Annotated in this window: 21 protein-coding genes, 1 pseudogene and 1 riboswitch; of the genes and pseudogenes, 19 read left to right on the top strand and 3 right to left on the bottom strand. The window is 65.3% G+C overall.

Annotated features, from left to right (window positions below; all coding sequences use genetic code 11):
* Positions 1-59: 59 nt before the first annotated feature.
* The 5 genes from QA639_RS05015 (at position 60) to QA639_RS05035 (ending at position 7,351) form a co-directional block, all read left to right on the top strand.
* Positions 60-464 carry a hypothetical protein gene (locus QA639_RS05015; RefSeq protein WP_283089303.1) on the top strand — a complete coding sequence of 135 codons (405 nt, stop codon included), beginning with the start codon at positions 60-62 and terminating at the stop codon, positions 462-464.
* A gap of 153 nt (positions 465-617) precedes the next feature.
* Positions 618-2,108 (top strand): amidohydrolase family protein, encoded by a 1,491-nt coding sequence (locus QA639_RS05020; RefSeq protein ID WP_283089304.1) that lies wholly within the window; start codon positions 618-620, stop codon positions 2,106-2,108.
* Between the two features lies 1 nt (position 2,109).
* On the top strand, positions 2,110-3,039 hold the full coding sequence (locus QA639_RS05025; RefSeq protein WP_283089305.1) for a CobW family GTP-binding protein: 930 nt from the start codon (positions 2,110-2,112) through the stop codon (positions 3,037-3,039).
* A 226-nt stretch (positions 3,040-3,265) separates the two neighbouring features.
* A riboswitch (cobalamin riboswitch) is annotated at positions 3,266-3,460 on the top strand.
* 106 nt (positions 3,461-3,566) lie between these two features.
* On the top strand, positions 3,567-5,849 hold the full coding sequence (locus QA639_RS05030) for a TonB-dependent receptor (protein WP_283089306.1): 2,283 nt from the start codon (positions 3,567-3,569) through the stop codon (positions 5,847-5,849).
* Positions 5,850-5,851: 2 nt separating this feature from the next.
* Positions 5,852-7,351, top strand: a complete 1,500-nt coding sequence (locus QA639_RS05035) for a PepSY-associated TM helix domain-containing protein (protein ID WP_157344118.1) — start codon at positions 5,852-5,854, stop codon at positions 7,349-7,351.
* A gap of 7 nt (positions 7,352-7,358) precedes the next feature.
* On the opposite strand, the gene QA639_RS05040 is transcribed toward QA639_RS05035, so the two are convergent.
* Together QA639_RS05040 and gspD are read right to left on the bottom strand one after the other, a co-directional pair.
* Complete coding sequence (locus QA639_RS05040; protein WP_028340292.1) at positions 7,359-7,832, bottom strand: tetratricopeptide repeat protein; 474 nt, start codon at positions 7,830-7,832, stop codon at positions 7,359-7,361.
* 76 nt (positions 7,833-7,908) lie between these two features.
* Positions 7,909-10,297 (bottom strand): annotated as a pseudogene (gspD, locus tag QA639_RS05045) (type II secretion system secretin GspD).
* A gap of 336 nt (positions 10,298-10,633) precedes the next feature.
* Here gspD and QA639_RS05050 point away from each other — a divergent pair.
* The 10 genes from QA639_RS05050 to QA639_RS05095 are packed head-to-tail and all read left to right on the top strand — an operon-like array spanning position 10,634 to position 18,810.
* On the top strand, positions 10,634-12,310 hold the full coding sequence (locus tag QA639_RS05050; RefSeq protein WP_157344117.1) for a GspE/PulE family protein: 1,677 nt from the start codon (positions 10,634-10,636) through the stop codon (positions 12,308-12,310).
* 4 nt (positions 12,311-12,314) lie between these two features.
* A complete protein-coding gene (locus tag QA639_RS05055; RefSeq protein WP_283089307.1) occupies positions 12,315-13,520 on the top strand; it encodes a type II secretion system F family protein in 1,206 nt (401 codons plus the stop codon).
* 17 nt (positions 13,521-13,537) lie between these two features.
* Entirely contained in the window at positions 13,538-14,053 is a 516-nt protein-coding gene (gene gspG / locus QA639_RS05060; RefSeq protein ID WP_028333658.1) for a type II secretion system major pseudopilin GspG, read from the top strand.
* A gap of 15 nt (positions 14,054-14,068) precedes the next feature.
* The gene (locus QA639_RS05065) at positions 14,069-14,533 is read left to right on the top strand and encodes a type II secretion system protein (protein WP_028333657.1); all 465 of its coding nucleotides are present in this window, start codon (positions 14,069-14,071) and stop codon (positions 14,531-14,533) included.
* Positions 14,499-14,918: a prepilin-type N-terminal cleavage/methylation domain-containing protein gene (locus QA639_RS05070; RefSeq protein ID WP_244978550.1), complete on the top strand. Its 420-nt coding sequence runs from the start codon at positions 14,499-14,501 to the stop codon at positions 14,916-14,918. Before QA639_RS05065 ends, QA639_RS05070 begins: the two co-directional genes overlap by 35 nt.
* Positions 14,915-15,622, top strand: coding sequence for a PulJ/GspJ family protein (locus QA639_RS05075; RefSeq protein WP_157344116.1), 708 nt, complete (start codon positions 14,915-14,917; stop codon positions 15,620-15,622). The genes QA639_RS05070 and QA639_RS05075 overlap by 4 nt, the downstream gene beginning before the upstream one ends.
* Positions 15,622-16,536 (top strand): type II secretion system minor pseudopilin, encoded by a 915-nt coding sequence (locus QA639_RS05080; RefSeq protein WP_157344114.1) that lies wholly within the window; start codon positions 15,622-15,624, stop codon positions 16,534-16,536. The genes QA639_RS05075 and QA639_RS05080 overlap by 1 nt, the downstream gene beginning before the upstream one ends.
* The gene (locus QA639_RS05085; protein WP_283089308.1) at positions 16,536-17,609 is read left to right on the top strand and encodes a PilN domain-containing protein; all 1,074 of its coding nucleotides are present in this window, start codon (positions 16,536-16,538) and stop codon (positions 17,607-17,609) included. Before QA639_RS05080 ends, QA639_RS05085 begins: the two co-directional genes overlap by 1 nt.
* Positions 17,606-18,169: a type II secretion system protein GspM gene (gspM, locus tag QA639_RS05090; RefSeq protein ID WP_028352112.1), complete on the top strand. Its 564-nt coding sequence runs from the start codon at positions 17,606-17,608 to the stop codon at positions 18,167-18,169. The genes QA639_RS05085 and gspM overlap by 4 nt, the downstream gene beginning before the upstream one ends.
* Positions 18,169-18,810 (top strand): hypothetical protein, encoded by a 642-nt coding sequence (locus QA639_RS05095; protein WP_244482454.1) that lies wholly within the window; start codon positions 18,169-18,171, stop codon positions 18,808-18,810. The genes gspM and QA639_RS05095 overlap by 1 nt, the downstream gene beginning before the upstream one ends.
* 25 nt (positions 18,811-18,835) lie before the next feature.
* Here the strand turns inward: QA639_RS05095 and QA639_RS05100 are convergent, their stop codons facing one another.
* Positions 18,836-19,273 carry a prepilin peptidase gene (locus QA639_RS05100; RefSeq protein WP_063616551.1) on the bottom strand — a complete coding sequence of 146 codons (438 nt, stop codon included), beginning with the start codon at positions 19,271-19,273 and terminating at the stop codon, positions 18,836-18,838.
* A gap of 298 nt (positions 19,274-19,571) precedes the next feature.
* Between QA639_RS05100 and QA639_RS05105 the strand changes: the two genes are divergently transcribed.
* The 4 genes from QA639_RS05105 to QA639_RS05120 all read left to right on the top strand — a co-directional run bounded on the left by QA639_RS05105 (position 19,572) and on the right by QA639_RS05120 (position 24,829).
* Positions 19,572-20,357, top strand: coding sequence for an EfeM/EfeO family lipoprotein (locus tag QA639_RS05105; protein WP_283089309.1), 786 nt, complete (start codon positions 19,572-19,574; stop codon positions 20,355-20,357).
* Positions 20,354-21,730 (top strand): cytochrome c peroxidase, encoded by a 1,377-nt coding sequence (locus tag QA639_RS05110; RefSeq protein ID WP_283089310.1) that lies wholly within the window; start codon positions 20,354-20,356, stop codon positions 21,728-21,730. The genes QA639_RS05105 and QA639_RS05110 overlap by 4 nt, the downstream gene beginning before the upstream one ends.
* Positions 21,731-21,970: 240 nt before the next feature.
* Complete coding sequence (locus QA639_RS05115; RefSeq protein ID WP_428841168.1) at positions 21,971-24,022, top strand: alkaline phosphatase family protein; 2,052 nt, start codon at positions 21,971-21,973, stop codon at positions 24,020-24,022.
* 120 nt (positions 24,023-24,142) lie between these two features.
* Complete coding sequence (locus QA639_RS05120; protein WP_283089312.1) at positions 24,143-24,829, top strand: hypothetical protein; 687 nt, start codon at positions 24,143-24,145, stop codon at positions 24,827-24,829.
* The last annotated feature ends 8 nt before the right edge of the window (positions 24,830-24,837 follow it).

Here is a 24,837-nt window from a genome sequence, read left to right on the forward strand (position 1 = left end):
CGCCACGCCCGACCTCCCTCGACAGCCGAAGGAAGTCAGGCGCGCGGGGTGTTCGACTAATGCGCGAGAATGCGACCGAACCGGAGAGCAAGCTGCTCCGTGCCTGGCAGCTTGCCGTGCTGCGCTTCGCAGTGACGCTCGACGACGACGATCGGATGCACGCGCTCGGCGTGGCCGGCGAGGTTGACCGGCTGGGTGGCGCGGCCGATGACGCCTTCCACTTCTTCCGCAGGACGACCGCGGAACTGTGCGCGGCGATCGCTGGTCAGACCGCGGATCAGGAGGCCGTCGTCCGGCGATTCCTGGCGCAGATCGACAATGCCAGGCTCAAGCGGGCGGTCGAAGCGGCGATCGCCAAGGACCACACCAAGGACCGCACGCCGCCGAAGCTCGTGGCGAGCCGCGTGAAGCCCGGCCCCGATCTCTGGCGCGGGCTGCCGTCGCGGCGTGCAACCGGAGCGTAGGAAAGGCCTCGCTCTGCAATCGCCATCACCGCGCGGCGGATATTCCGTCACAGCATGTCGCCACAACCCTGGCCGGCTTGCTGCGATCAGTGCGATGCGCTTCTCTGTGCTCGACAAGGGACCGGTCGGTTTCGGAATGCGGGGAGTGGCGAGATGGGTGGCTTGGTGATCAGCGGTGGCCGGGTGGTGGATCCGGCCAGCGGGATGGACGCGATCGGCGATGTCGCCGTCGTCGACGGCAAGATCGCCGCGGTCGGCACCGGCCTCGGCGGTTCCGAACGGCAGATCGACGCGACCGGGCTCGTGGTGGCGCCGGGCTTCATCGACCTGCACGCGCATGGCCAGACCATTCCGGCCGACCGCATGCAGGCGTTCGACGGGGTGACGACGTCGCTCGACCTCGAGGCCGGCGTGCTGCAAGTTGCGTCCTGGTACAAGCGCCAGGCCGAGAAGGGCAGAGTGCTGAACTACGGCGCCGCCGCCAACTGGGCCTTCGCGCGCATCGGTGCGATGACCGGTTCGAATTCAGAAAGCTCGCTGGAATCGTTTGGTGCCGCGATGCGCGATCGCCGCTGGATCGAAAACGTCGCGACCGAAGGCGAGGTCGGCGGCATCCTCGACCGCCTCGCGATCGGCCTGAACGAGGGCGGTATCGGGATCGGCATTCTCAACGCCTATGCGCCGGGTGCCGGCGTGCAGGAATTGACCGCGGTGTGCCAGCTCGCGGCGGATCATGCGGTGCCGACCTTCACCCACGTCGCGTACATGTCACGGATCGATCCCGAGAGCGCGGCTGAGGCCTATATCCGCCTGATCGGCTATGCCGGCGCCACCGGCGCGCATATGCACATCTGCCACTTCAACTCATCGAGCAAGACGGATATCGAACGCTGTGTTGCGCTGATCGCGAAAGCGCAGGCGCAAGGCCTGCCGATCACGGTGGAGGCCTATCCCTACGGCACCGGCTCGACCGTGCTGGCGGCGACCTTCTTCAGCGATCCGAAATTCGAAGAGCGTAACGGCCTCGGTTACGATTCGGTACAGCGCGTGACCGACGGTCACCGTTTCGGCAGCCGCGAGGAGCTGCTGGCGGCACAGGCCGAAGAGCCCTCGACCTTGGTGCTGTGGCACGTGCTCGACATCGAGAACAACGCGCATCATCGCGATCTGCTCGACATGGCGGTGCTGTATCCGGGCGGCGCGATCGCCTCCGACGCGATGCCGTGGACGCTGTCGGACGGCCGTCCCTACAGCGGCGACGCCTGGCCGCTGCCCGACGATGCTACCTCGCATCCGCGCTCGGCCGGCTGCTTCACCCGCTTCATCCGCGAATGGGTGCGCGAACGCAAGAAAGTGTCGCTGCTCGAAGGCATCCGCAAATGCGCGCTGATCCCGGCCGAGATCCTGTCGGCGAGCACGCCCGCGATGCGGGCCAAGGGCCGGCTGCAGGTCGGCGCCGACGCAGATGTCGTGGTGTTCGACTACGAGACGCTGAGCGATCGCGCGACCTTTTCCGCGATGAATCGTCCGGCGGAGGGCGTGCGGCATCTCGTGGTCAGCGGCCAGCCGCTGATCAGCGATGGTGTGCTCGATGTCGCGGCGCGTCCCGGCCGGCCGGTGCGCCGCCCCGTCACGGGGGGCTGAGGTGCCGGTCCCGATCCTGCTGGTCGCGGGCTTCCTCGGGGCGGGCAAGACCACGATCGTCAACCATCTGCTGGCGCATGCGCAAGGGCGGCGCATCGCCGCCGTGGTCAACGATTTCGGTGCGATCAATATTGACGCCGAGCTGATCGCGGGCGCTAGCGACGGCGTGGTCAGCCTGAGCAATGGCTGCATCTGCTGCACGCTGGAGGGCGACCTGCTGCGCACGCTCGCCACGCTGTTGCGGCGTGATCCGCGTCCCGAATTCATCGTGATCGAGACCAGCGGGATCGCCGATCCCGCCGACATCGTGCGCAACCTGATGGATCCCGTGATCTGGAAGGAGGCGCCGCTGGAGACGGTGCTGTGCGTGGTCGACGCGGCGCAGCCTGCGGCGGTGCTGAACGATGCTCTGCTGCGCTCGCAGCTCCGGGCGGCGGATGTGGTGGCGCTGAGCAAGGTCGATCTGGCCGACGCCGCCGCGTGCGCCGCGATCCGCGACGCCGTGCGCGCGGTGCGTCCGGCGGCCGTGGTGGTTGATGCCTTGCATGGCGAGGTGCCGGCCGCGCTACTGTTCCCGGCGGACCTCGATCATGTGTCGGCGCCGCGCGAGACCGCGCCGCGACGGCCGTCGTCGGATCGCTTCGAGACGCTGAGCTGGACCTCGGAGCGGCCCGTCGTGCTGCCGCGCTTGCAGCAGGCGATCGGCAGACTGGCGCCGAAGCTGGCGCGGGCGAAGGGATTGTTCGAGACGGTGGAACAGCCCGGGCGGCTGACGGTGTTTCAACTCGCCGGCGGCCGCGCGACCTTGGGTGCGGGCGGCGTGCCGTCGCCCGGCGTGCCGCGCACGCGCATCGTGTTTATCGCCGAGATGGGTGCTCTGTCGCGCACCGAGATCGATGTGATCATGCAGGGATGTGTCGACATCGAGTGATGTGAGCTTATGTTTCCGTCATCCTGAGGCACGAGCAGAGCGAGCCTCGAAGGATGGACGGCCCAGCTGTGGCCATGCATCCTTCGAGACGCCGCTTCGCGGCTCCTCACGATGACGGGATTACATCTCCGCGTCATCCGCGGATGCCGCTGTGTCATCGCCGCAGCTCCATCCCGCAAAGCATGTGTGCGACAATCGCATCGAATTGACAGCCTTGCCGGCACCACCTATCGTTTTTGCCGACGGTTCCCTTCGGGGATCAAAAGGGAATGCGGTGCGAGGGTAACCCCAATGCCGCAGCTGTCCCCGCAACTGTAAACGGCGAGCCTTTCGTCAATTTGCCACTGGGCCATCGGCCCGGGAAGGCGTCGACAGGCGATGACCCGTGAGCCAGGAGACCTGCCGTCAGTCGTGGTCACACGCGAGCACATCGGGCGGGGGCGTCCTGGTGGGATCGGAGCACTGCCTTTTGGGCAATGCGCCAGTCCGCGTTCGCGGTGACGTGCCACGTTACCGCGAGTCGTTTCATGTCTCCGTCCTTTCCCGTTGCGCGCAAATGGCGCCTCGGTCTCGTCTGCTCCCTGTCATCGCTGTTGTTGCCGGCCGAAGGCTCGGCACAAACGCCGCCACCAACCAGGCTCGATCCGATCGAGGTCGCGCCCTCGGTGACCGCCAAGCCGAAGCCTGCGGCGCGCAGCCGTGACATGGCCGCTGCGGCGCGGCCACGGCCGAGGCCCGCGACGATCGCAACAGCCGGCAACGCGCCGCGCGTCGCAGCGTCGGGCGCATCGGGATCGGCATCGCCGACGCTCAATGCCACCACGCAGGGCGGCACCGGCAGTCGTCTCAATCTGACGCCGCTGCAGACGCCGGCCAGCGTCGAGATCATCACGGCGCAGACCATCGCCGAACGCGGCCAGCACAATGTGCTCGATGCCGTCACCCAGGACGCGGCCGGGTTCGTCGCGACGCCGGCGCCTGGCAATGGCGGCCTGTCGTTCAGCACCCGCGGCTTTGCCGGCAGCAACTCGGTGATGACGTTGTATGACGGCACGCGCTTCTATATCGGCTCCGGCACCCTGACATTCCCCTATGACACCTGGTCGACGCAACGCATCGAAGTGCTGCGCGGCCCCGCCTCGGTGCTGTACGGCGAAGGCGCCATCGGTGGCGTCATCAACGTGATCCCGAAGAAACCGCTCAATACGCCCTATAATGAGGCCGAGGTCTCGCTCGACAGCAACATGACGCGGCGGCTGTCCGTGGACAGCACCGGTCCGATCGATCCCAATGTGTCGTACCGCATCAACGCTACCGGCAACATGTCGGACGGCTGGGTCGATCGCGACAAGACCTCGAACGCGGTAGTCTCCGCTGCCGTGCGGGTGCAGGCGTCGGACAATCTCGCCTTCACGCTGTCGGAGGACTACGGCGACCGCAGTCCGTCGCGCTATTTCGGCACGCCGCTGATCAACGGCTCGATCCAGGACGCGCTGCGCTTCAAGAACTACAATGCATTGGACAGCGCGATCCGCTATCAGGACAGCTGGACCCGGTTCAAGACCGAGTGGGACGTCGCCGACGGCGTCAAGGTCAACAACACGCTGTATTACCTGACCAGCGAGCGGCACTGGCGCGACATCGAGAACTACACCTGGAATCCGAAGACCCAGCTGATCGATCGGACGAGCTATATCGAAATCCTCCACGACCAGAAGCAGCTCGGCAATCGGATGGATGCGACCTTCAGCGGTCACGTGTTTGGACTTGCGAACCAGTTTGTCGCCGGCTTCGACGTCAACCGGATCGACTTCACCCACACCAATAACTCGCCCTATGGCGGCGCGTCGTCGGTCAATCCTTATGTGTTCGATCCCGGGTCGTTCTTCGCGACGACGCCGGCGACCACGCCGGGCTTCAATGCGATCGTCAATCAATACGCGCTGTTCGCCGAGGATCGTCTCTCGCTGACCGATCAATTGTCGCTCGTCACCGGGGTCAGGTATGATCGCCCCGAGGTGGACCGCACCGACTACAAGGCGCCGGCAAACAGTTTCGAGACGACGCTATCAGGCACGAGCTGGCGCGCTGGCCTCGTCTACGAGCCGATCAAGAACCTCGCATTCTATGGCCAGTACGCGGTCGGCGTCGATCCGGTCAGCAATTTGATCTCACTGTCGACCACGCAGAAAACGTTCCAGCTTGCGACCGGCAAGCAGACCGAGATCGGGGTCAAGCAGTCGTTCTGGGGCGGTCGCGGCGAGTGGACGCTGGCTGCCTACGAGATCGTCAAGACCGGGCTCACGATTCCCGATCCCGGCAACCCCACCGGCGGCCTGGCATTGCAGATCGGCCAGCAATCATCCCGCGGGGTCGAAGGATCGATCGGGCTCGCGCTGAACGACGGCTGGCGCGTCGATGCCAATGTTGCGCTGTTGCGCGCCAGATACGACAACAACAGCCAGGTGGTCGGCGGCAAGATCGTCAGCTTCAACGGCAATGTCCCGGTCAACGTGCCGCAGCAGGTCTCGAACGTCTGGCTGACCTGGGACTTCGCGCCCAACTGGTCGGCCTATGGCGGCGTGCAGATCGTCGGTGCGATGTACTCCGATCTCGCCAACACCCAGCTGCGGCCGGGCTACAATGTGGTCAATGGCGGCGTCAGGTGGAAGCCGGATGACCGCACCACGGTCGCGTTCCGCCTCTACAATTTGTTCGACAAGGCTTACGCGGTGACTTCGAACGGCACCGGGCAGTGGCTGCTGGGCATGCCGCGTACCGCCGAATTGTCCGTCAACGTGAAGTTCTGACCATGCGCAACGCTCTGATCCGGCGCGGGCGGCGGTGGCTCTATATCGTCCATCGCTGGATCGGCATTGCGACGTGTCTCCTGTTCGCGATGTGGTTCATCTCCGGCATCGTCATGATGTACGTGGCCTTTCCGCGCCTTACCGACAGCGAGCGCCTCGCCGCGCTTCCTGTCATTCCCTGGAACAAGGTGCGGGTCACGCCCGATCGCGCGATGGCGATCGCGGGTGTCGAGCGTTATCCGCGTGATCTGCGACTTTCGATGATGGACGACACGCCCGTCTATCGGGTGGCCGGCTGGGAGGGAGGGATGATCACCATTTCGGCGATCGACGGCAGCGCGATCGACCGGATCATGCCGGACCAGGCGCTGGCCATTACCGCTCATCATCCGCATGCTGTGCAGCCGCGCTTGATCGAAACGATCACGCGCGACCAATGGTCGGTCACGGCGCGCTTCGATTCGTTGCGGCCGCTCTATCTGATCCGCCTCGGTGACGCCGATGGCACCGAACTCTACGTTTCCTCGCGCACCGGCGAGATCGCGCTCGACACCACGCGGCGCGAGCGCATCTGGAATTGGCTCGGCGCGATCCCGCACTGGATCTATCCGACCGTGTTGCGCAAGGACGGCCCGCTGTGGCGGGATGTGGTGCTGTGGATCTCGGGTGTCTGTCTTGTCGTCGCGGTTACCGGCTTCTGGATCGGCATTTTGCGCATGCGGCTGACGCGCCGCTACGCGAGCGGCGCCGTCTCGCCCTATCGCGGCTGGATGGCCTGGCATCACATTGCCGGCCTGATCGGCGGCATCTTCGTTCTCACCTGGATGTTCAGCGGCTGGCTCTCGCTCAATCCCGGCGGCGCGTTCTCCGCTCGCAGCATCACCCGTGAGATTACGATCGGCTACAGCGGCCATGACACGCCCGACATCCTCGCCGGCTTCCAGTCGCCGCCCTCGATGCCCGCGGTGGAGGCGCGCTTCGTCTGGATCGGCGGACACCGGTTGATGTTGCTCGACGATGGTAGTGGCGGGCGCAACCTCGCCGATCCCGCGACCGGCGCGCCAGTAGCGATCTCGCGTGACGAGATCATCGCGGCGGCCCGGCGCGCCATGCCGGGAGCAACGATGATATCGGCGCGACAGCTGGATCAACCTGATGCCTATTGGTACACGCTGCACCAGGCGCGCGAGCTTCCCGTATTGCGGATCGGCTTCGACGATCCTGCTCACACCTGGCTGCACATTTCGCCCGTCACCGGCGAGATCCTCGACCGCAGCGACGATAGCCGTCGGTCCTACCGCTGGCTGTTCAACGCGCTGCACAGCCTCGACGTCCCGCTGCTGCTGCGCATCTCGCCGGCGCGCCACGTCGTGGTGTGGCTGCTGTCGGCGGCTGGCACGCTTATCTCGATCAGCGGGATCGTGATCGGCTGGCGCCGGTTGTGGCGGCGCAAGATACGAGGCAGGCGCATGTCCGCGAGCCTCATACGCACGCCCTCGTAAGCCGCGATTACTTGACGGTCAGGTGCACGTCCGGCGCCGGCCGATCGGGCGCCCATTCCAGTGCGAACCGCTGTCCGGCAATGATCTCATAGGTCGAAAGCTTGGATGCGACCGCATCGCGGAACCGGAGATAGGCATCGCGCTGCCGCCCGTTCGAGCGGGCCGCGGCCAGATTGAGCCATTTGTAGGCTAGCACGAAATCCGTCGGAACGCCGTGACCCTTGTCGTACATCAGGCCGAGCTGGGCCTGCGCGAACGGGTCGCCCTGCACGGCGCCGCGATAGTAGCAGTCGGCGGCGGCTGCATAGGCCTGCGGCACGCCGAAGCCGTGCTCATACAAGAAGCCGAGCATGCCGAGGGCGCGCGCGTTGCCACGCTCGGCGGCCGGCGCGAGCTCTCGAGCCGCCCGGACATAGTCGCCGCGATGGAAGGCGGCCGATCCGCGCGCCACGCTGTCAGCGCTCGCGACAGAGGCGGTCATCGCCCAAACCACGATCGCAAGCGAAACCGAGAGGCCCGTCCGTTGTGCGAGAACGCGGCGCATCCTGCTGCCCGGCTCAGTGATAGCTGGTGGTGATCGGCGCATTGGTCGACGTCGTGGCGATGCTGCCGCGCAATTTCGATCGAAGCTCCTCGGCCACGGTCTGGGCGTCGGAACCGTTGCGGATGATCTGCGGGCGGATGAAGATGATCAGCTCGGTACGCTGGGTGCCGTTGCTCTGATGTCCGAAGGCGTCACCGAGGCCCGGAATCTGATCGAGCACCGGAAGCGCATTGCGGGCGCCGCTCTGCTGCTCGCTGATCAGGCCCGCCAGCAGCACGGTCTGACCGTTGGCCACCGAGATCTGGCTCTTGACCCGTCGTTCCGAAACGGTCGGCGTCAGGTTGACCGTGCTGCCGTTGCTTTTGGGGAACATTGCTGATCTCCTGTTCGACGTCGAGCCGCACGGTGCCGTTCACGCTGACGCGTGGCGAGACCTTCAGGATGATGCCGGTGTTGCGATAGTCGATGGTGTTGACCACCGTGTTGCTCGTGGTCAGCACCGTCGCGCTGCCGGTCGAGACCGGGACGACGTCGCCGACCTGTAGGGTCGCGACCTGGTTGTTGATCACGACCAGCGAGGGATTGGAGAGCACCTTGACGCTGGTGACGGCGTGCAGCGCATCCAGGATCAGGCTCGGCTGCGTTGCATTTCCGATCAGAAAGTTGAAGCCCGGGAAGCTCTGGTTGATGAAGGCATTGGTAAGCGATCCCGCGACCGAGACCGCGCCGGTGGTCGCGTCTGTGGTGGTCGCGGGCGCGGAAGTCGCCTGGGTGCCGAGGATCGAGCCGGTGTTCGGCTTCAGGCCGAGGTTCTGGCTGGTGAGATAGGTCTGCACGCCATAGGACAAGGTGTTGTTGAGCGTGACCTCGGCGATCGTCGCGTCGATCGCGACCTGGAGTTGCGGCTCGTCGATCTGCAGCAGGGTCGACTCGATGATGCGGTAGTTGGCCTGGTCGGCATAGATCAGGAGATTGTTGTTGACGACATCGGGCGTGATCCGGACGTCCTGCATGACGGGTTGCCCGTTGCCGCCGCCGGCACCGCGTCCGGCATCCAGCGCGGCATTGTTGCCCTGGCCCGGATTGTTGGGATTGTTCGCTTGCCCGCCGACGCCGAATCCCTGGCCAAGGCCCTGGCCTGTTGCGCCTGTCCCCGACGTGCCGCGGGATGCAAAGCCGCTCATGCCTGAATTCGCGCCGTTGTTGTTGTTGAGCGACAGACGGTCGGCGACGCTCGAGGTCGACGAGGTGCCGGAGCCGGGCGCGAGCTGGCTGTCGGCACTGTCGAGCAGGTTGCCGGACGATCCGCCAAGGAACATGTCGGTCAGGACCCGCGCGATCTGGCGCGCATCGCCGTATTTGACGCGATAGACATGGACCGAGGTGCGCGCCGTGTCGTTGCGGTCGAGGCGCTTGATCCAGGTAGCGGCCGTGTGCAGCATGTCGGGCTTCTTGGTCACGACCAGGATCGCGTTCAGGCGCGCGATCGGCATGAACTTGATGACGTTCTGGCTGAGGCCGTTCTCGCCGGAATCGACGATTTTCTCCAGCTCGGCAATGACAGGCGCGGGCGAGCCGCTCGAGATCGGGAAGATGCCGACGGATTGGCCGCGCATCCAGTCTACGTCGAAACTGAGCACGGTATCGACCGCGGTGCGGCGCTCGGCGCCGGTGCCCTGGATCAGCAGCAGATTGCGCGTCGTGTCGGCGCGGATCGCGCCGGCCCTGGTGGCGAAACTGTCGGTCAGCTTCATGAGGGTCTGCGCCGACACATATTGCAGGGGCACCACCGAGATGCCGAATCCGGGTTCGGGATTGGCCGCTGCGGCATCGACGCGGCCGCCGCCGACGGCGTCGCCGAGCGGGGTCAGGCGATAGCCTGCCGTATCCTTCAGCAGCACGACGCCGCTCAGGCGGAGTGCGTTTTCGAGCACGAACACCATGTCGGACTTCGGCACCGGGCGGACCGAGACCAGGCTGACCGTGCCCTGCACCCGCGGGTCGATGGTGTAGCCGACATGCAGAATGTCGCCGAGCACCACCTTGGCGACGGTCGCGACCGGCGTGCTCTCGAAATTCAGGTCGAAGCCGTTGCCGTTCGATGCCGGTTGCGGCCGTGCATCGGCAACCGCCGTCACTTCGCTTCCGTCATACATCGCCGCGCGGACGCTGCCGCTCTGGCTGCCGCCCGTCGCCGCCAGTGCGTTCACCGGTTGCGGCTGGCGCTGCGCCAGATCCAGCGAGCGCACCTTGTCGGTGACGTCGAGTTGGGATGCGTCCACGCTCTCGCCGACCGTCGCGGAATTGCAGGACGCCAACAACCCCAATGACGTCAAGGCAAAAATGGCTGCGAGGCCGCCACGGATCGTCGGGCAGCGGCCCACTGTGCCTACGCGTTGCATGAAGGCCCTTCGCTTTGACTAACTGAAATTTCGATTGCTTGCGACGATCGGTCCTACCCCGGAGGGACTCTTAGCGATCGAACATGACAGAAATAAATTGGTTACATGATTGTCGTTCGCGACCGGCCCATCGCGTCGCACCTAAACTGTGCAGCCGATGCGCTGCTTGTGTCCGCGATGCCACCCTCAAAGTTTCTTGAGCGGGACGAATGATGTGACTTCGCACAGCTGTCACACTTCGGATCGATAACCGCACAATTGCCGGGAGCCGAACGCGACGGCACGCAGCGGCACTTGGCACGAACTGATCCGGGATAGTGTGGCGGGATATCGAGAATGGCCAACGACCTGTCCGTTCGGTTCGTGGATTATCTGCGTCAGAACAATCACCTGGCGCCGAGCGATGGACCGGCTGAGCGGACCGGGCAGGGCGCCGACGTCAGGCAGTTGAAACTGTGGGAGGTCACCAGCCTCTCCCCGACCGACTTCGCCGACGAAGCCGCGCGCTTTTTCTCGCTTGGACGGCTGACGCTCCAGGAGATGACCTCGGCCGAGCCGCTGGTCGGATCGTTCTCGCCGCGCTTCCTGCGCGAGACCATGGTCTATCCGTGCCGCGCGGTCGACGGGACCACGGTGCTCGCCGTCGTCGACCCGACCGATCAGGCAACGCTGCGGGCGGCACAGATCGTGCTTGGCGCCGGCATCCATGTGAAGGTGGCTTCGTCGGAAGACGTCGCCATCGCGCTGAACAACTCTTCCAGCGCCGAGGAGGCCGAGGCCGCCGATAGCGCGGCGGCGCTGCCCCGCGAAGACGACATCGAGAGCTTGCGCGATCTCGCCAGCGGCGCGCCGGTGGTGCGCGCCGTCAACGATCTCATCGAGAAGGCGGTCGAGCTTCGTGCCAGCGACATCCATGTCGAGCCGTTTTCCGGCGGGCTGATGGTGCGCTTGCGGATCGATGGCCTGCTCCGGCCGGTCGCCGCGCTGTCGGGCGTGCTGCCACAGGCGGTGGTCTCCCGCATCAAGATCATCGCCAACCTCAATATCGCCGAGCGCCGCCTGCCGCAGGACGGCGCGGCGCGGCTGCGGGCCGGTCGCACCGACATCGATATCCGCGTCGCGATCATGCCGACGCAGCACGGCGAATCCTGTGTCATCCGTATCCTGCCCAAGGATCGCGGCCTGCTGGTGGTCGAAAAGCTCGGATTCTCCGAGCCTGACGAAGCCAAGCTGCGGCGGCTCTTGAAGCTGCCGCACGGCATGGTCGTGATCACCGGACCGACCGGCAGCGGCAAGACCACGACGCTGGCCACGATCCTGTCGATCCTCAATGAGCCGAGCCGCAAGATCCTGACCATCGAGGATCCGGTCGAATACGAGCTTCCCGGCGTCAACCAGTCCCAGATCAAGCCCGCGATCGGCCTGACCTTCGCCACCGCGCTGCGGTCCTTCGTTCGCCAGGACCCGGATGTGATCATGGTCGGCGAAATCCGCGATTCGGAGACCGCGCATGTCGCGGTTCATGCGGCGCTGACCGGGCATCTGGTGCTAACGACACTGCACACCGAGACCGCGGCTGCCGCGGTGCCGCGTCTGCTCGACCTCGGGGTCGAAGGCTATCTGTTGCGTTCGGTGCTGCGCGGTGTGATCGCGCAGCGTCTGGTCCGGCAACTCTGCGAGCGCTGCAAGACGGCGCGGCCGCTGGCAACAGCCGATTTCGCCGAGGACCCCCGGTTCGCCGCGCTCGGCTTCAAGGCCGACGAGATCATTCAGGAGCCATGCGGCTGCGAGCGCTGTGGCGGGACCGGCTATCGCGGCCGCCTCGGCGTGTTCGAGTTGCTCGAACTGTCCAATGAACTGCGCGAACTGATCGGGGAGCGAACCGACGGGCTGAAGATCGATACGTTGGCGATCCGCTCGGGCATGACCACGATGCTCGACGATGGGGTCGCCAAATGCCGCGCCGGATTGACCTCGCCTGCCGAGATCCTCCGCGTCGCAACGGTGCGGTGACGCCGTGCCGAATTATCGCTATCGCGCTCTGACCCAGGCCGGCGAGATCGTGAACGGCACGATCTCCGCCCCGACGGCGGCCGAGGTGGCGCGGCGGATCGAATATCTCAAGCTGCTGCCGATCGAAACCACCGAGGACAAGCGCGCAGCCACCGGTGGCCGCAGCCTGTTCGGCGGGCCGAGCGCGGCCGAGGTCACCACGTTCACGCGTGATCTCGCACTGCTGCTCAAGGCCGGTGCGCGGCTCGACGATGCCTTGGAGCTGCTGTCCGGCGACGCCGATGTCGGCCGGATGCGTCCAGTGGTGGCGAAGATTCGCGCTGCCCTGCTCACCGGCGAGAGCTTTGCCGATGCGGTTGCCGATCATCCAACCCTGTTCCAGCCGATGTACATCGCCCTGGTCCGGGTGGGAGAAATCTCCGGCACGCTCGATTCCGTGCTGGAGATGCTGGGGACCGAGCGCGCGCGTTCCGAGCAGATGCGGCGCAAGCTGACCGACGCCATGCAATATCCGGCCTTCGTGCTGGTCGCGGCGTCCGGTGTGATGCTGTTCTTCCTGCTGTTCGTGCTGCCGCAATTCTCGACCGTGCTCGGCGATTTCGGCGGCAAGTCGGACACCGCGCTCGCCAGCTTCATTGCGGTATCGGATTTCCTGCGCGCCAATGCCACCGTGGCAAGCCTGATCAGCGCGGCGACGATTGCGCTCGCATGGTGGCTGCTACGGCAGGCGCGCGTGCGCGCCGCGCTGGTCAACGCCATCTCGCGTGTGCCGGGCATCAGCAGCGCCTTCCAGTTCTATCGGGCCAGCCTGTTCTGCCGCAATCTCGGCGTCCTGCTCGGCAGCGGTGTCAACCTCACCGCCGCGCTGCGCATCCTGGTCGACATCATGTCAGTGACCGGAAGCGAGGCGAACTGGACCGCCGCCGCCGACCGCGTCCGCCATGGCGGCAAATTGTCGGAAGCACTCGCCGTGGCGGACAGCCTGCCGCCGATGGCGGTCCGCATGCTGCGGCTCGGTGAAGAGACCGGGCAGCTGCCGGTGCTGGCCGGGCGGGTCGCGGAATTCTACGAAGCAAAATTGCAGCGCAGCCTGGACCGGGTCGTCGGCATCGTCGGTCCGCTGGCGATCATCACGATCAGCACCGTGGTCGGCGGACTGATCGTGTCGGTCATGACGGCGCTGCTCTCGGTTACGCAGCTAGTCGGTTAGAGCAGGGGTCATCGGCCATGATATCGCGCAGCACCATCATAAAGGCATTCGCCACGCGAGCGGAACGCGCTCGCACGCCGTCGCAACGGCCAAGGCGTTCAGGGCAGGAAGGCTTCACGCTGGTCGAGATGCTGGTCGTGATCGCGATCATCGGCCTGATCATGGGGCTGATCGGGCCGCGCGTGCTCAACTATCTCAGCGAATCCAAGGTCAAGACCGCGCGCATTCAGCTGCAGAGCTTCTCCAGCGCGCTCGACCTGTTCTATCTCGACGCCGGGCGCTTCCCGTCCACGGCTGAGGGGCTTGCCGCGCTGGTCCGGCGCACGCCGGGGGTCGCGGCCTGGAATGGCCCGTATCTGAAGGGCGGCAACGTCCCGAACGATCCCTGGAACCACCCCTATCTCTATCGCTCGCCGGGCGAACATGGACCGTATGACATCGTCTCCTACGGCTCCGATGGTCAGGAGGGCGGCAGCGGCACCTCGGCCGATATCTCGCTCGAGAAGACCACCGCCGCGAACAACGACCAGTAAGGATGCATGGCAAGCATGAGTGACGCGACGCAGCGCGGTTTCACCCTGCTCGAGATGGTGTGCGTGCTCGCCATCATCGCGCTGCTGGCGGCCGTGCTGCTTCCGTTCATTCCGCACCAGACCTCGCGATCGCGCCTGCAGGCCTATGCATTGCAAACCGCGACGCTGCTGAAGGCCGACCGGAATGCCGCCATCGAGCGCAGCACCAGCGTTGCGACGCTGGTTGATGCGCCGAGCCGGGTGATCCACTCCGGCGCGTCGCACATGACGGTGCGGATCCCCGAAGACGTGCGGTTCGATGCCGTGCTGCCGCAGAGCTGTCAGCGCCGCGCCGCACTGTCAACCATCCGCTTCTTCGCCAATGGCGGTTCCTGTGGGGGCTCCATCGCGCTGACGCGGCTCGATGCGGGATATGAGGTCCGCGTCAACTGGCTTACCGGAAGGGTTGAAATCGTTGCTCGCGACGTCGCCGCCAACTAACCGCGCTGATGCGGGGTTTACCATCATCGAGGTGCTGGTGGCGCTGGCGCTGGTGGCTGTCTCGATCGTTGCGATCGGCGCCGTCATGGGCGTCAAGACGCGCGGCGTGCGGGCGCTGGAGCAGCACGTGGCGCTGATGCAGGCGGTGCGCACCTTGATGACGGTCGGCATCCCGCCCCGCGCGGAATTGCAGTCGGGCACCTCGACGGGGCAGGTGGAGGGCTACCGCTGGACCATCGACGTCGCTCCGCTCGGCGGCGACTGGAAGGTGCCCGAGGGCAATGTGCCATGGGCCCCGGAGCTGGTGCGCATTCGCGTCAAATCCCCGGGCGGTGCGCTGTCCGACATTCGCACCGTGCGCCTGATGCCGAGGTCGTCGGAATGACCCGGGCATGGGCAGACCAGCGAACGGGCGAGCGCGGCTTCACGCTGATCGAGACCATCGTCGCGCTGGCGCTGATGGGGCTGTTGCTGTCGGCGCTCGCCAGCATCACGGCGCAGTGGCTGCCGAGCTGGAACAAGGGCCTCGACCGGATCCAGCGCAGCGAATTGATCGGGATCGCGCTGGAGCGGATCGGCGCCGATCTTGCGGCCGCGGAGTTCGTTGCCGCCAACCGCGACAGCCACAAGCCGCTGTTCGACGGATCTGAATTGTCCGTGATGTTCGTGCGCACGTCGGTGGGGCCGAATGCCGGGCCGGGGCTCGATGTGGTGCGCCTTGGCGAGGTCAGCGATCGCGGCGAGTTCGTCACGGTTCGCACGCACACGCGCTTCACGCCGCTTGCCGACGGGGTGTCGCTGTCGGAGCAGGTCCATCTCGGCAGTCCGGTGGTGCTGCTGCGCGCGCCCTATCGGCTGTCGTTCGCCTATGCCGGCGCTGACCGAGCCTGGAAGAGCGCCTGGAAGGACGCCGACAGACTGCCGGCGATGATCCGGCTGACCGTGCGCGATGTGGCGAGCCAGCGCGTCTTGTCGGTTTCGACCATCGCGCCGGTCCATGTCCAGATTCCGAGCGACTGCACCAAGCCGGACGGCAATTGCGGCGACAAGCAGAGTTCCGGCAGTGCCACTGATCAGGGGAAGACGTGATGCGCGCGTCCGGCAACATCGGCCGATCGCCGGCCAATCGCGGTTTCGTCATCGTTGCGGTGCTCTGGATCCTGCTGGCGCTGTCGTCGCTGGCGATCATCTTCTCGGCCTATCTGGCCGCGTCGGCGCGCGCGCTGGCGGCCAGCGACCTGTCGTTGCAGACCGAGGCGCTGGTGTCGGCCGGGCTCGAGCTCACCGCCTATCAGCTGACGCTGACGGACGACAAGACGAGGCCGCAGCAAGGGACGTTTCATTTCGGTCTCGACGATGCCAGCGTCGGTGTCACCTTCACGTCGGAGGCCGGCCGCCTTGATCTGAACTACGCGTCCAAGGAGATGCTGATCGGCCTGTTCGTCGTGCTCGGCGCCCGCAAGGACGCCGCCGCCGAATATGCCGACCGGATCGTCGGCTGGCGAACCCGGCCCGCGCCGGGCAGCGAGAATGTGGAGGCGGCACGTTACAACGCGCTTGGCTATTCGCCGCGGCAGGGGCTGTTTACCCATGTCAACGAGCTGGCGCTGGTCGCCGGCATCCCCGAAGCGTTTGTCGACCGCGTGTTGCCGTTCGTGACGGTGTTCAACGGCGGTCCGGATGTTGATCCGACCATCGCCGCACCGGAAGTCGCTCTCGCCGTCGATAAGGCATCGGGGAAGGATCAGGACGGCTTCGGGGCGCGCCCGGTTTCGCCGAACGGCATCGCTGCCGCAACGCAGGCCCCAAACCAGCAAAGTGCGGCATCGACGGCGCAGAGCCCGTGCTACCGGATCGCAATCTCGATCCGCTTCCGCAACGGTCACCGGACCACATCCGAGGCGGTGATCGCACTCGGTGACAAGGTCGAGCCCTATCGGGTGTTGTCCTGGCAAAACGACGTCGAGCCGCGAAACCCAGTTCTGCTGCGCAAGAGAGGATGATGGCAATGCTTGCCGAGGCACGGCAATGGTTCGAGCAATGGATCGGCGCGGTCGCGACGGCCGTCGACGGCGTCGCGGGCAGGTTCATGCGCCGGCGCAGCATCGAGCTCGACGAGAATGGCGACGGCACGTTCACCGCCCGCCTCGCGGTCTCGAAGGACGGCTCGCCTTCGATGCCGGTTTCGTTCCGGCTCGATCACGATGCGCCGCAGCCTCCGCTGCCGGCCGACTGGAAGAGCGCGTTCGACGGCAGCCGCGTCGAGGTGCGTTTGCGATCGGATCAGATCGTCAGCCGCGTGCTCGATTTCCCGAGCCAGGCAAGCGACTTCCTCGACGGCATGATCCGCGCGCAGGTCGACCGGCTGACACCATGGAGCGCCGCCGATGCCGTCTTTGGCTGGAGTTCGCCGCAGCTGATCGCCAATGACCGCATTGAAGTCGCGTTCGGCGCGACCGCGGCGACGAAGGTCGATCCGTTGATCCGGATGGCGAGGATGCTCGGCGCCGCCTCCGTCGCGGTCTTCGCGCCGGCGGTTGGCGGCGACGGCGCCGCGCAGCGGGTGACGCTGCTCGACAGGTCGCTGCGCGGCCTTGCCGGGCCCTCGGTTCCGCGCCTGTTGCGCGTCGGCCTGGTCTCGACGGCGGCCGCGGCCTCAGTCTCGCTGCTGCTGAACATCTATCTCGGCGGGTGGCTCCAATCCGAGCAGGACGACCTGCAACACCGGATCGCGCAGCGCCGCGCCGCGCTGCGTCTTGATGCCAATGTCGACTCGTCCGGGCTCGGCCTGCTGGCCAAGCGCAAGCAGACGACGCCGTCGAGCGTCATGGTTCTGGAAGCGGTCTCGCGCGTGCTGCCCGACACGACCTATGTGACGGAGCTTCGCATCGAGGGCAACAAGGTGCAGGTGGTGGGACTGACGCAGGATGCGCCATCCCTGATCCGGTTGCTGGAGCAGTCGCCGCAATTCACCCGCGCGACGTTTTTCGCGCCGACGACGCGCGCGGCGAATGAATCGGCCGAGCGGTTCCACGTCGAGGCCAACATCACTGCTTATTTTGGGTCCGGCTCATGAGCGCAGCATCCCGATCGCTGACGGCTGTCAGCACCTCGCCAATGGTCGCGACCGCGAGCTATCTCGGCCTGTTCGTGCTGCTGCTCTTTGTCGTCATCTCGTCGCTCTCGGACATCATCAGCCTGCGCAGCGATGTTGCGGCAGCGGCCGGAATGCTGGAGCAACTGGAAGGACGATCTAGGGCGAACGCCGCGCCCGGTCAGCCGGCGATGCCGACCGGCTCGGCCTATCTCGAGGGCGCGACCGTCACGGTGGCCGGCGCCACCTTGCTGCAACGCGTGTCGGGCGCGGTCATCAAGGCCGGTGGCAATGTGCTGTCGACGCAGCTCGATGTTCCCAACGCGCCGGCCAAGGCCGGCTTCATCAGCATGGTCGCGAGCAGCGAGATCGAGCAGGCGCAATTGCAGCAGGTGCTCTACGATCTGGAAGCCGGCATGCCGTTCCTGTTCATCGACCAGCTGATCGTGCAACCGGTCGCCGACGAGGCCGCCAAGGGCGCCGATCCCGGCAAGCTGCGCGTGCTGCTCGGCGTCTCCGGACAATGGCGAGGAGCCAAATGATGCGACGCTTCGCAGCGATCATCGTGCTGTTGGCGGTGTCGGCCTATTCGGCGCCGGCTGCGGTGCCTGCCCCGTCCGGCGATGCATTGGACGCCGGGATGCTCGACGATACCCGTCTCGGCGGACCGGTGCTGAGTTCATCGCCACCGTCCGAACCGGCGACGTCGGTCCGGGTGGCTCCGTCGCCGGCACCGACGCCCCGGCCGATCAGCGCCAATCCGCTGTGGGGCATCCCGCTCAAGACGCTGTCCAACACGCGCGACCGGCCGGTGTTCTCGCCGTCGCGGCGGCCGCCGCCTGCCGTCGTTGCGGAACCGGAGGTCAGCAAACCAGCGCCGCCGCCGCGCAAGGTCGCGATCGAGCCACCGCCGCTGTCGCTGGTCGGCACCATCGCGGGAGATGACGAAAGCTTCGGGATCTTTCTCGATCAGTCGACCAAGACGGCGCTGCGGCTGAAGATCGGCGATGACTTCCAGGGATGGAAGCTGCGGTCCATCAACGGCCGCGAAGTCACGATGCAGAAGGACGATCAGGGCGCCGTGCTCACATTGCCCCAGCCCGGCGGCGACGAGAGCGGCGATGTCCGCCTGGTTCCGGTCAGCACGGAGAGGAAGCCCTTGGCCGCGCGGCGCCAGATGTGACCGCGCGTCGGACCGAGATGCTAGACTAGTTCAACGCGAGCCAGCTCTGAAGGGCCGGCGTCACGAGAAGCCCGAGCGCCAGAAACGGGCCGAACGGGATCGAGGTCTGGCGCTTCATCTCGTGGCCGGCGAGTTGCAGGCCGCCGGCAACACCGAGCGCCGCGAGTGCCGCGATCAGCAGCAAGGTCGGAATCCCTGTCGCGCCGACCCAGATCGCCGCGGCGGCGAGAAACTTGACGTCGCCAAGTCCCAATCCGTCGACTTGCCGCAAGGCGAAGTAAAGACGCTGCAATAGCAGGAACACGATGCCGACCAGCACCGCGATTCCCATGGCGGTGACGGCGGCCATCGTGCCTTCGGCGACGACGACGTTTGCGAGACCGAGCGCCGCGATCGCAAGGTTCAGCCAATTGGGGATGATGCCGTGGCGAAGATCGATCAGCGCGACGGCGCAGCAAAACATGCAAAGCGCGCCGTAAGATCCGATAAGATAGAGGGCTTCGCGATCAATCTGCATGGCGACGGACAAGTGTGACAGATGCGGACGTTGTGTTGCAACAACTCACGCGCGTTGAACAGTCCAATTTCAATCCGTCTGCAGCAGCGCGAACGAGTTTGCAAAATTGTGATCGTCATCGACGATCGCGGAGCAGAAAAGATGCGACAAAAAGTCCGCGCTGTCACAAATCCGCATAGGATACCGACAATAGTTCGCCCCGCTATATGCCGCGAGCCCTTCGTGGCAGACGAGTGGGTTGACTATGCACAAGATGCAAGTGGCGGCGTGCCTTGCTTTGCTGGCGGCGTTCGCAGGCGTGCGCGGCGCGAATGCCGGTGCTCTCGAGGAGGGCGCCGAGCGCTACCGGCCATATTTGATCGAGGGCGTCGCCAGTGCGCTGACAGGCGCGCGTGCGCTTCGCGAGCGCGCCGCGGCGGCGGATTTGCCCGGAGCGAAGAAGGCCTGGCTGTCGGCGCGCGCCGGCTGGGAGCGCTCGGAGGTGTTCACCGCAGGCTTCGTGCCTGAGCTCGATGCGCAGATCGACGCCTGGCCCAACGCGGACAGCGGGTTCCACGCCATCGAGGCGAAACTGTTCCGAGCTGCCAGCACCGACGTTGCCACCGATGCGACCGGCCTTGTCGAGCATCTGAACGATCTCCACGGCAAGCTCAAGGATATCAAGCTGACGCCGCAGGGCCTTCTGGATGGCACGGTGCGGCTCGCCTACGAAGTCGGAGAGAGCAAGGCCGATGGCGGCGAGTCGCGCATCAGCGGCACCTCGCTGGACGACATGCGCAACAACATCGCCGGCATCGACTTCGCCTACCACACGATTTTCTCGGCCGCGCTCAACACGGTCGACGGCAAGCTCGACGAGATGGTGACCAACCGGATCGAACAGCTCGAAGCGATCGTCGCCACGCCCGACCTCCCGCATGTCAACATTGCCGAACTGCGCCAGACCAGCGAGGAACTGGTGGTTGCGCTGCAGAGCGCCTCGGCAAAGCTCGGGCTGCAGCGGCCGACCCTGGAGGCTCAGGCGCGATGACATCGCTTCACCTGCGTCTGGCCGCGCTGCTCTCCGGTGTCATCGCCCTGGCACTGTTCGGGCGTGCGGTGGCGTTTCCGGTCGACGGTGACAAGACCGTGCTGCCTGTCGCGACCGAGCTGAACGAGGATGCGCTCGACAAGCCGCGCGAGGTGTTCCAGTCCGAGCGGACCGGAGCCAAGTCGTATCTGGTGAATCTCGGCGATCTCGCGTTCAATTCGCCGGGGCTGCTCGGTGACGTGGCACGGCAGGCCGGCGTGAGCTGCGGCACCTGCCACGTCAATGGCGCGAACAACGCCAAATTCTTCATGCCGAAGATGTCGAGCCGGCCCGGCACGTTCGACACCACCGGTCCGCTGTTCAATCCGAAGGCCAACAATCTGGCGTTCGATCCCGTACGGATCCCGAGCCTGCGCGGCGCCCGTTATCTTGCGCCCTACGGCGCAGACGGCCGGTTCGCCTCGCTGCGCGACTTCGTCCACAACGTCATCACCAACGAGTTCGCAGGTCCCGAGCCGTCGCCGGCAACGCTCGATGCGATCGTGGCGTATATTCACGACATCGACTTCCTGCCCAATCCGAGCCTTGGTCCTGCCGGACGGCTGGCCGGCAAAATCAGCGACGCGGAGCGCCGCGGCGAAGCGCTGTTCGCAAAGCCGTTCCCGCACGATCCATCATTGAGCTGCGCGGGATGCCACGTTCCGTCGTCCGGCTTTGTCGATCACCAGCAGCACGACGTAGGTTCCGGCGGCCTGTTCAAGACGCCGACGCTGCGCAATGCCGACTTCAACGCGCCGTACTTTCACGACGGCCGCTTCGACAATTACAACCAGGTTGTCGACTATTTCGACCGGACCTTTCAGCTCGACCTCTCGGCGCAGGACAAGGACGACCTCGTCGCCTATCTCACGGCGGTCGGCGACGGCGTGCAGCCCTATGAACGCGACGGCGCCGGTGCAACGTTGAAGGAGATCAACGATTTCTCGACGGTGCTCGCGACCGCGATTCCGGCCGGCGACAACGACATCGTCGCGCTGGCGGTCGACACGATCGGCCGCGAGCTGCGCGAGTTGACCGAGCAATATCCCGATCGCAAGAACACCAGCGTCTCGGGCGGCGAGCAGCAGCGCGTGCTAGCGCGCAGCGGCCTCAAGGAGCTCGTTCTCACGCTGCGGCGAATCGAGATGGCGGTTGCAGCAGGGCGCAACGCGGATGCCGCGACCGAGTTCAGGAATTATCGCAATCTGATGGTTGCCGCAGTGCCCGCGCTGTTGGCCAGCGCCGAGCCATGGTCGCTCTTCAATCAAGACGTGCATGACCAGCATTATGCTGCGCTTCGCCAGGTGATGCGCTCCAAGCACCTTTCGCATTGATTGCTTTGTTTTGCAGTGATTTTGCGATCCGTGCCGCGGCGCGGATGCTCGATCAATTTTCGATCAATAGTTGCATCGTTGAATCGTGGAGATGCGGCGCGCGGCAGATGTCTCCTCAGAAAATATTTGAACGTTTCGAAATTTCTTGCGCGCTTTCATGTAAGCGAAAACCATGCGTCATATTGTCGCACTAAGCAGTGTGTGTTGCTAACCGCAAACACCCTGAGGTCGACAATGAGTTTGAATTACAAAAAGCACTGGCGAACCAGCACCGCGCTCTGCATCGCGTCAACGGTGCTCGTCGCAACAGCCGCATATGCCGCTCACTATCCTGGCGGCCGCAGTGATTGGGACAAGCGTCCGCATCACAATCACCAGGCGCACGAAGAGGGCGATCGTGCGAAGCATGAGAACCATGGCCATCATGGTGACGGCGATCACGGCGTGAAGACCGCGTCGCCGATCAAGCACGTCATCATCCTGATCGGTGAGAACCGCGGCCTCGATCACACCTTCGGTATCTACAAGCCGAAGGGCAAGGGGCAGACCATCTCCAACCTGTTGTCGAAGGGCATCGTCAACGAAGATGGCACGCCGGGACCGAACTTTGCGCAGGTGCAGCAGTCCTCGGTCGCGGGCCAGCCCTTGTACTATATCGGCGCACCGACCATCGCGAAGTCGCCCTACAACGCGACAAACCCGATGCCGCAGCCGAACACGGCCGGTACGCCGACCGCGCAGAGCGACACCGGCGCTCCGTTCAAGACGATCGCCGAAGCCAGCGTCGAGAAGGACATGGATCCGGCCGATCTCGACATCCTCACCACCGGCTTCAGCGGCCTGCCGACCGGCGTGCTGGATACCCGCATTCCCGGCGCCGGCGGTCTGAACGGACCGTTCCAGCTGCAGGGCGAGCAGATCAGCGACGACGACTACACCGGCGACTCGACGCATCGCTTCTATCAGGATTGGCAGCAGGAAGACTGCAGCGCCGCCAATGCCACCAAGAAGAACAATTCGGGCTGCCTGAACGACCTGTTCCCGTTCGTGATGGCGACCTATTCGGCGTCCAACAAGAGCATGGCCAACTCGATGGGCTTCTACAACGCCCAGCAGGGTCAGGCTCCGGTCCTGAAGATGCTCGCCGACCGCTTCACCTTGAGCGACAACTTCCACCAGTCGTTCCACGGCGGCACCGGCGCGAATCACTTCATGCTCGGTACCGGCGATGCGGCCTTCTGGAGTGACGGCAAGGGCAATCCGGTGACGCCGCCGGCCAACCTGATCGCCAATCCGAATCCGGTCGCGGGCTCGGTCAACCGCTACACCGTCGACGGCAATTGGAGCAATTGCTCTGACGTGTTCCAGCCCGGCGTCAAGCCGATCGTCACCTACCTCAACAATCTGCCGTACGCGGCGGAGCCGAACTGCAAGCCCAACCACTACTACATGCTCAACAACGTCAACCCGGGCTATCTGCCGAACGGCGCGCTGTCGGGTGGCAACAACGTGCCGCCGTCGTCGGTTCGCACGATCGGCGATGCGCTCATGGAGAAGAACATCTCCTGGGCGTTCTATGGTGGCGCGTTCAACGACGCCGTGGCGCTTTCGAACGCCGCGGTTGCCGCCAATCCGTCGAACCCCAACCTTAGCGCCGCCGCGGTCGCCGATCCGGCGCACGCGCTCGGTGTTGCCTACTGCCAGATCTGCAATCCGTTCCAGTATGCGACCTCGATCATGGCCAACCCGGCCGTGCGTCAGGCTCACATGAAGGACACTGCCGATCTGATCACGGCGATCCAGAACAACACGCTGCCCGCGGTGTCGTTCGGCAAGCCGGACGGCCTGCTCGACGGTCATCCGCAGAGCTCGAAGGTTGACCTGTTCGAGGCCTATGTCCTGAACGTGCTCAACTCGCTGGACAACAATCCGGAGCTGAAGGCTGAAACCGCTGTCTTCATCACCTGGGACGAGGCCGGCGGCTATTGGGACTCCGGCTACCAGCAGTCCATCGACTTCTTCGGCGACGGACCGCGCATTCCGACCCTGATCCTTTCGCCCTATTCGACGGGCGGCAAGGTCAACCACAACTACGCCGACCACGTTTCGCTGCTGAAGTTCATCGAGCGCAACTGGGCTCTCCAGCCGCTCACGAACCGCAGCCGCGACAACCTGCCGAACCCGACCTACTCGAAGAACAACGAGTACATTCCGACCAACAGCCCGGCATTGTCTGACATGTTCGACGCGTTCGACTTCAGCAAGCCGGTCACGTTGTCCTACACCGAGTGATCAAGCTCTCGCCCGCAGCGAGGTCCTGACTCCATCCAAGGCCGGCGCCGATCGAACCAATGGTTCGGTCGGCGCTGTCTTGTTCTACCCGCCCACCACCTGATCGACCGGAGACATGCGATGAAACGCAACGAGAAGACGTGCCCGATCAGCAGGAGCGTCGCGGCCGGCCTGCTTGCCGTTGCCATCCTGGCCGGCGCGGCGATCCCGGCCATGGCACAGCAGTTTTCCGCCGACCTCGTCGCGAACAAGGACGACACGGCAACCGCCATGGGAGCCTTGCGGGTCTCCGGCGGAAAAGCACGGATCGAGACAAGCGCGCTACCCGACGGCTTCTTCCTGATCGATACGGGCAAGCCCGCGGCCTATTTCGTCCGTCCGGCCGCACGGGTTTACATGGACGCGCGGCAATCGAGCCCGCTCACCCGGATGTTCATTCCGGTCGATCCGGATGATCCCTGCCGGCAATGGCTGGCGATGGCGCAGCTGTCCGCGCCGATCGACCTCGCAACGTGGCACTGCCAGCGCGATGGAGAGGAAAGGATCGCGGGGCACGATACCGACGTCTTTCGAATCGCCGCGCCGTCCGGTTTGAGCTTTGTCGGGTGGATCGACCGCGCGCGCAGATTTCCGGTACGGATCAGGACCGCGGATGGGACGGTGATCGCTGCCGATCACATCCGCGACGAGCCACAGGCGGCGCAAACGTTTGAAATTCCCGCAGGCTTGCGCAAGTTCGACCCGCAAGCGCTGATCCGTCGGATCCAGCAGAGCGACGTATGGGTTGAGCCGCCGGCTTCGGAGTGAGCACGCCG

This window comes from Bradyrhizobium pachyrhizi, assembly GCF_029714545.1.
Lineage (GTDB): Bacteria > Pseudomonadota > Alphaproteobacteria > Rhizobiales > Xanthobacteraceae > Bradyrhizobium > Bradyrhizobium pachyrhizi.

Excerpts from the sequence above, each read along its gene's own strand:
- QA639_RS05105 (WP_283089309.1), top strand. The coding sequence starts at position 19,572 with ATGCACAAGATGCAAGTGGCGGCGTGCCTTGCTTTGCTGGCGGCGTTC.
- QA639_RS05050 (WP_157344117.1), top strand. The coding sequence starts at position 10,634 with ATGGCCAACGACCTGTCCGTTCGGTTCGTGGATTATCTGCGTCAGAAC.
- QA639_RS05110 (WP_283089310.1), top strand. The coding sequence starts at position 20,354 with ATGACATCGCTTCACCTGCGTCTGGCCGCGCTGCTCTCCGGTGTCATC.
- QA639_RS05020 (WP_283089304.1), top strand. The coding sequence starts at position 618 with ATGGGTGGCTTGGTGATCAGCGGTGGCCGGGTGGTGGATCCGGCCAGC.
- gspG (WP_028333658.1), top strand. The coding sequence starts at position 13,538 with ATGATATCGCGCAGCACCATCATAAAGGCATTCGCCACGCGAGCGGAA.
- QA639_RS05085 (WP_283089308.1), top strand. The coding sequence starts at position 16,536 with ATGGCAATGCTTGCCGAGGCACGGCAATGGTTCGAGCAATGGATCGGC.
- QA639_RS05015 (WP_283089303.1), top strand. The coding sequence starts at position 60 with ATGCGCGAGAATGCGACCGAACCGGAGAGCAAGCTGCTCCGTGCCTGG.
- QA639_RS05080 (WP_157344114.1), top strand. The coding sequence starts at position 15,622 with ATGCGCGCGTCCGGCAACATCGGCCGATCGCCGGCCAATCGCGGTTTC.
- QA639_RS05035 (WP_157344118.1), top strand. The coding sequence starts at position 5,852 with ATGCGCAACGCTCTGATCCGGCGCGGGCGGCGGTGGCTCTATATCGTC.
- QA639_RS05120 (WP_283089312.1), top strand. The coding sequence starts at position 24,143 with ATGAAACGCAACGAGAAGACGTGCCCGATCAGCAGGAGCGTCGCGGCC.
- QA639_RS05040 (WP_028340292.1), bottom strand. The coding sequence starts at position 7,832 with ATGACCGCCTCTGTCGCGAGCGCTGACAGCGTGGCGCGCGGATCGGCC.
- QA639_RS05065 (WP_028333657.1), top strand. The coding sequence starts at position 14,069 with ATGAGTGACGCGACGCAGCGCGGTTTCACCCTGCTCGAGATGGTGTGC.
- QA639_RS05100 (WP_063616551.1), bottom strand. The coding sequence starts at position 19,273 with ATGTTTTGCTGCGCCGTCGCGCTGATCGATCTTCGCCACGGCATCATC.
- gspM (WP_028352112.1), top strand. The coding sequence starts at position 17,606 with ATGAGCGCAGCATCCCGATCGCTGACGGCTGTCAGCACCTCGCCAATG.
- QA639_RS05095 (WP_244482454.1), top strand. The coding sequence starts at position 18,169 with ATGCGACGCTTCGCAGCGATCATCGTGCTGTTGGCGGTGTCGGCCTAT.
- QA639_RS05030 (WP_283089306.1), top strand. The coding sequence starts at position 3,567 with ATGTCTCCGTCCTTTCCCGTTGCGCGCAAATGGCGCCTCGGTCTCGTC.
- QA639_RS05075 (WP_157344116.1), top strand. The coding sequence starts at position 14,915 with ATGACCCGGGCATGGGCAGACCAGCGAACGGGCGAGCGCGGCTTCACG.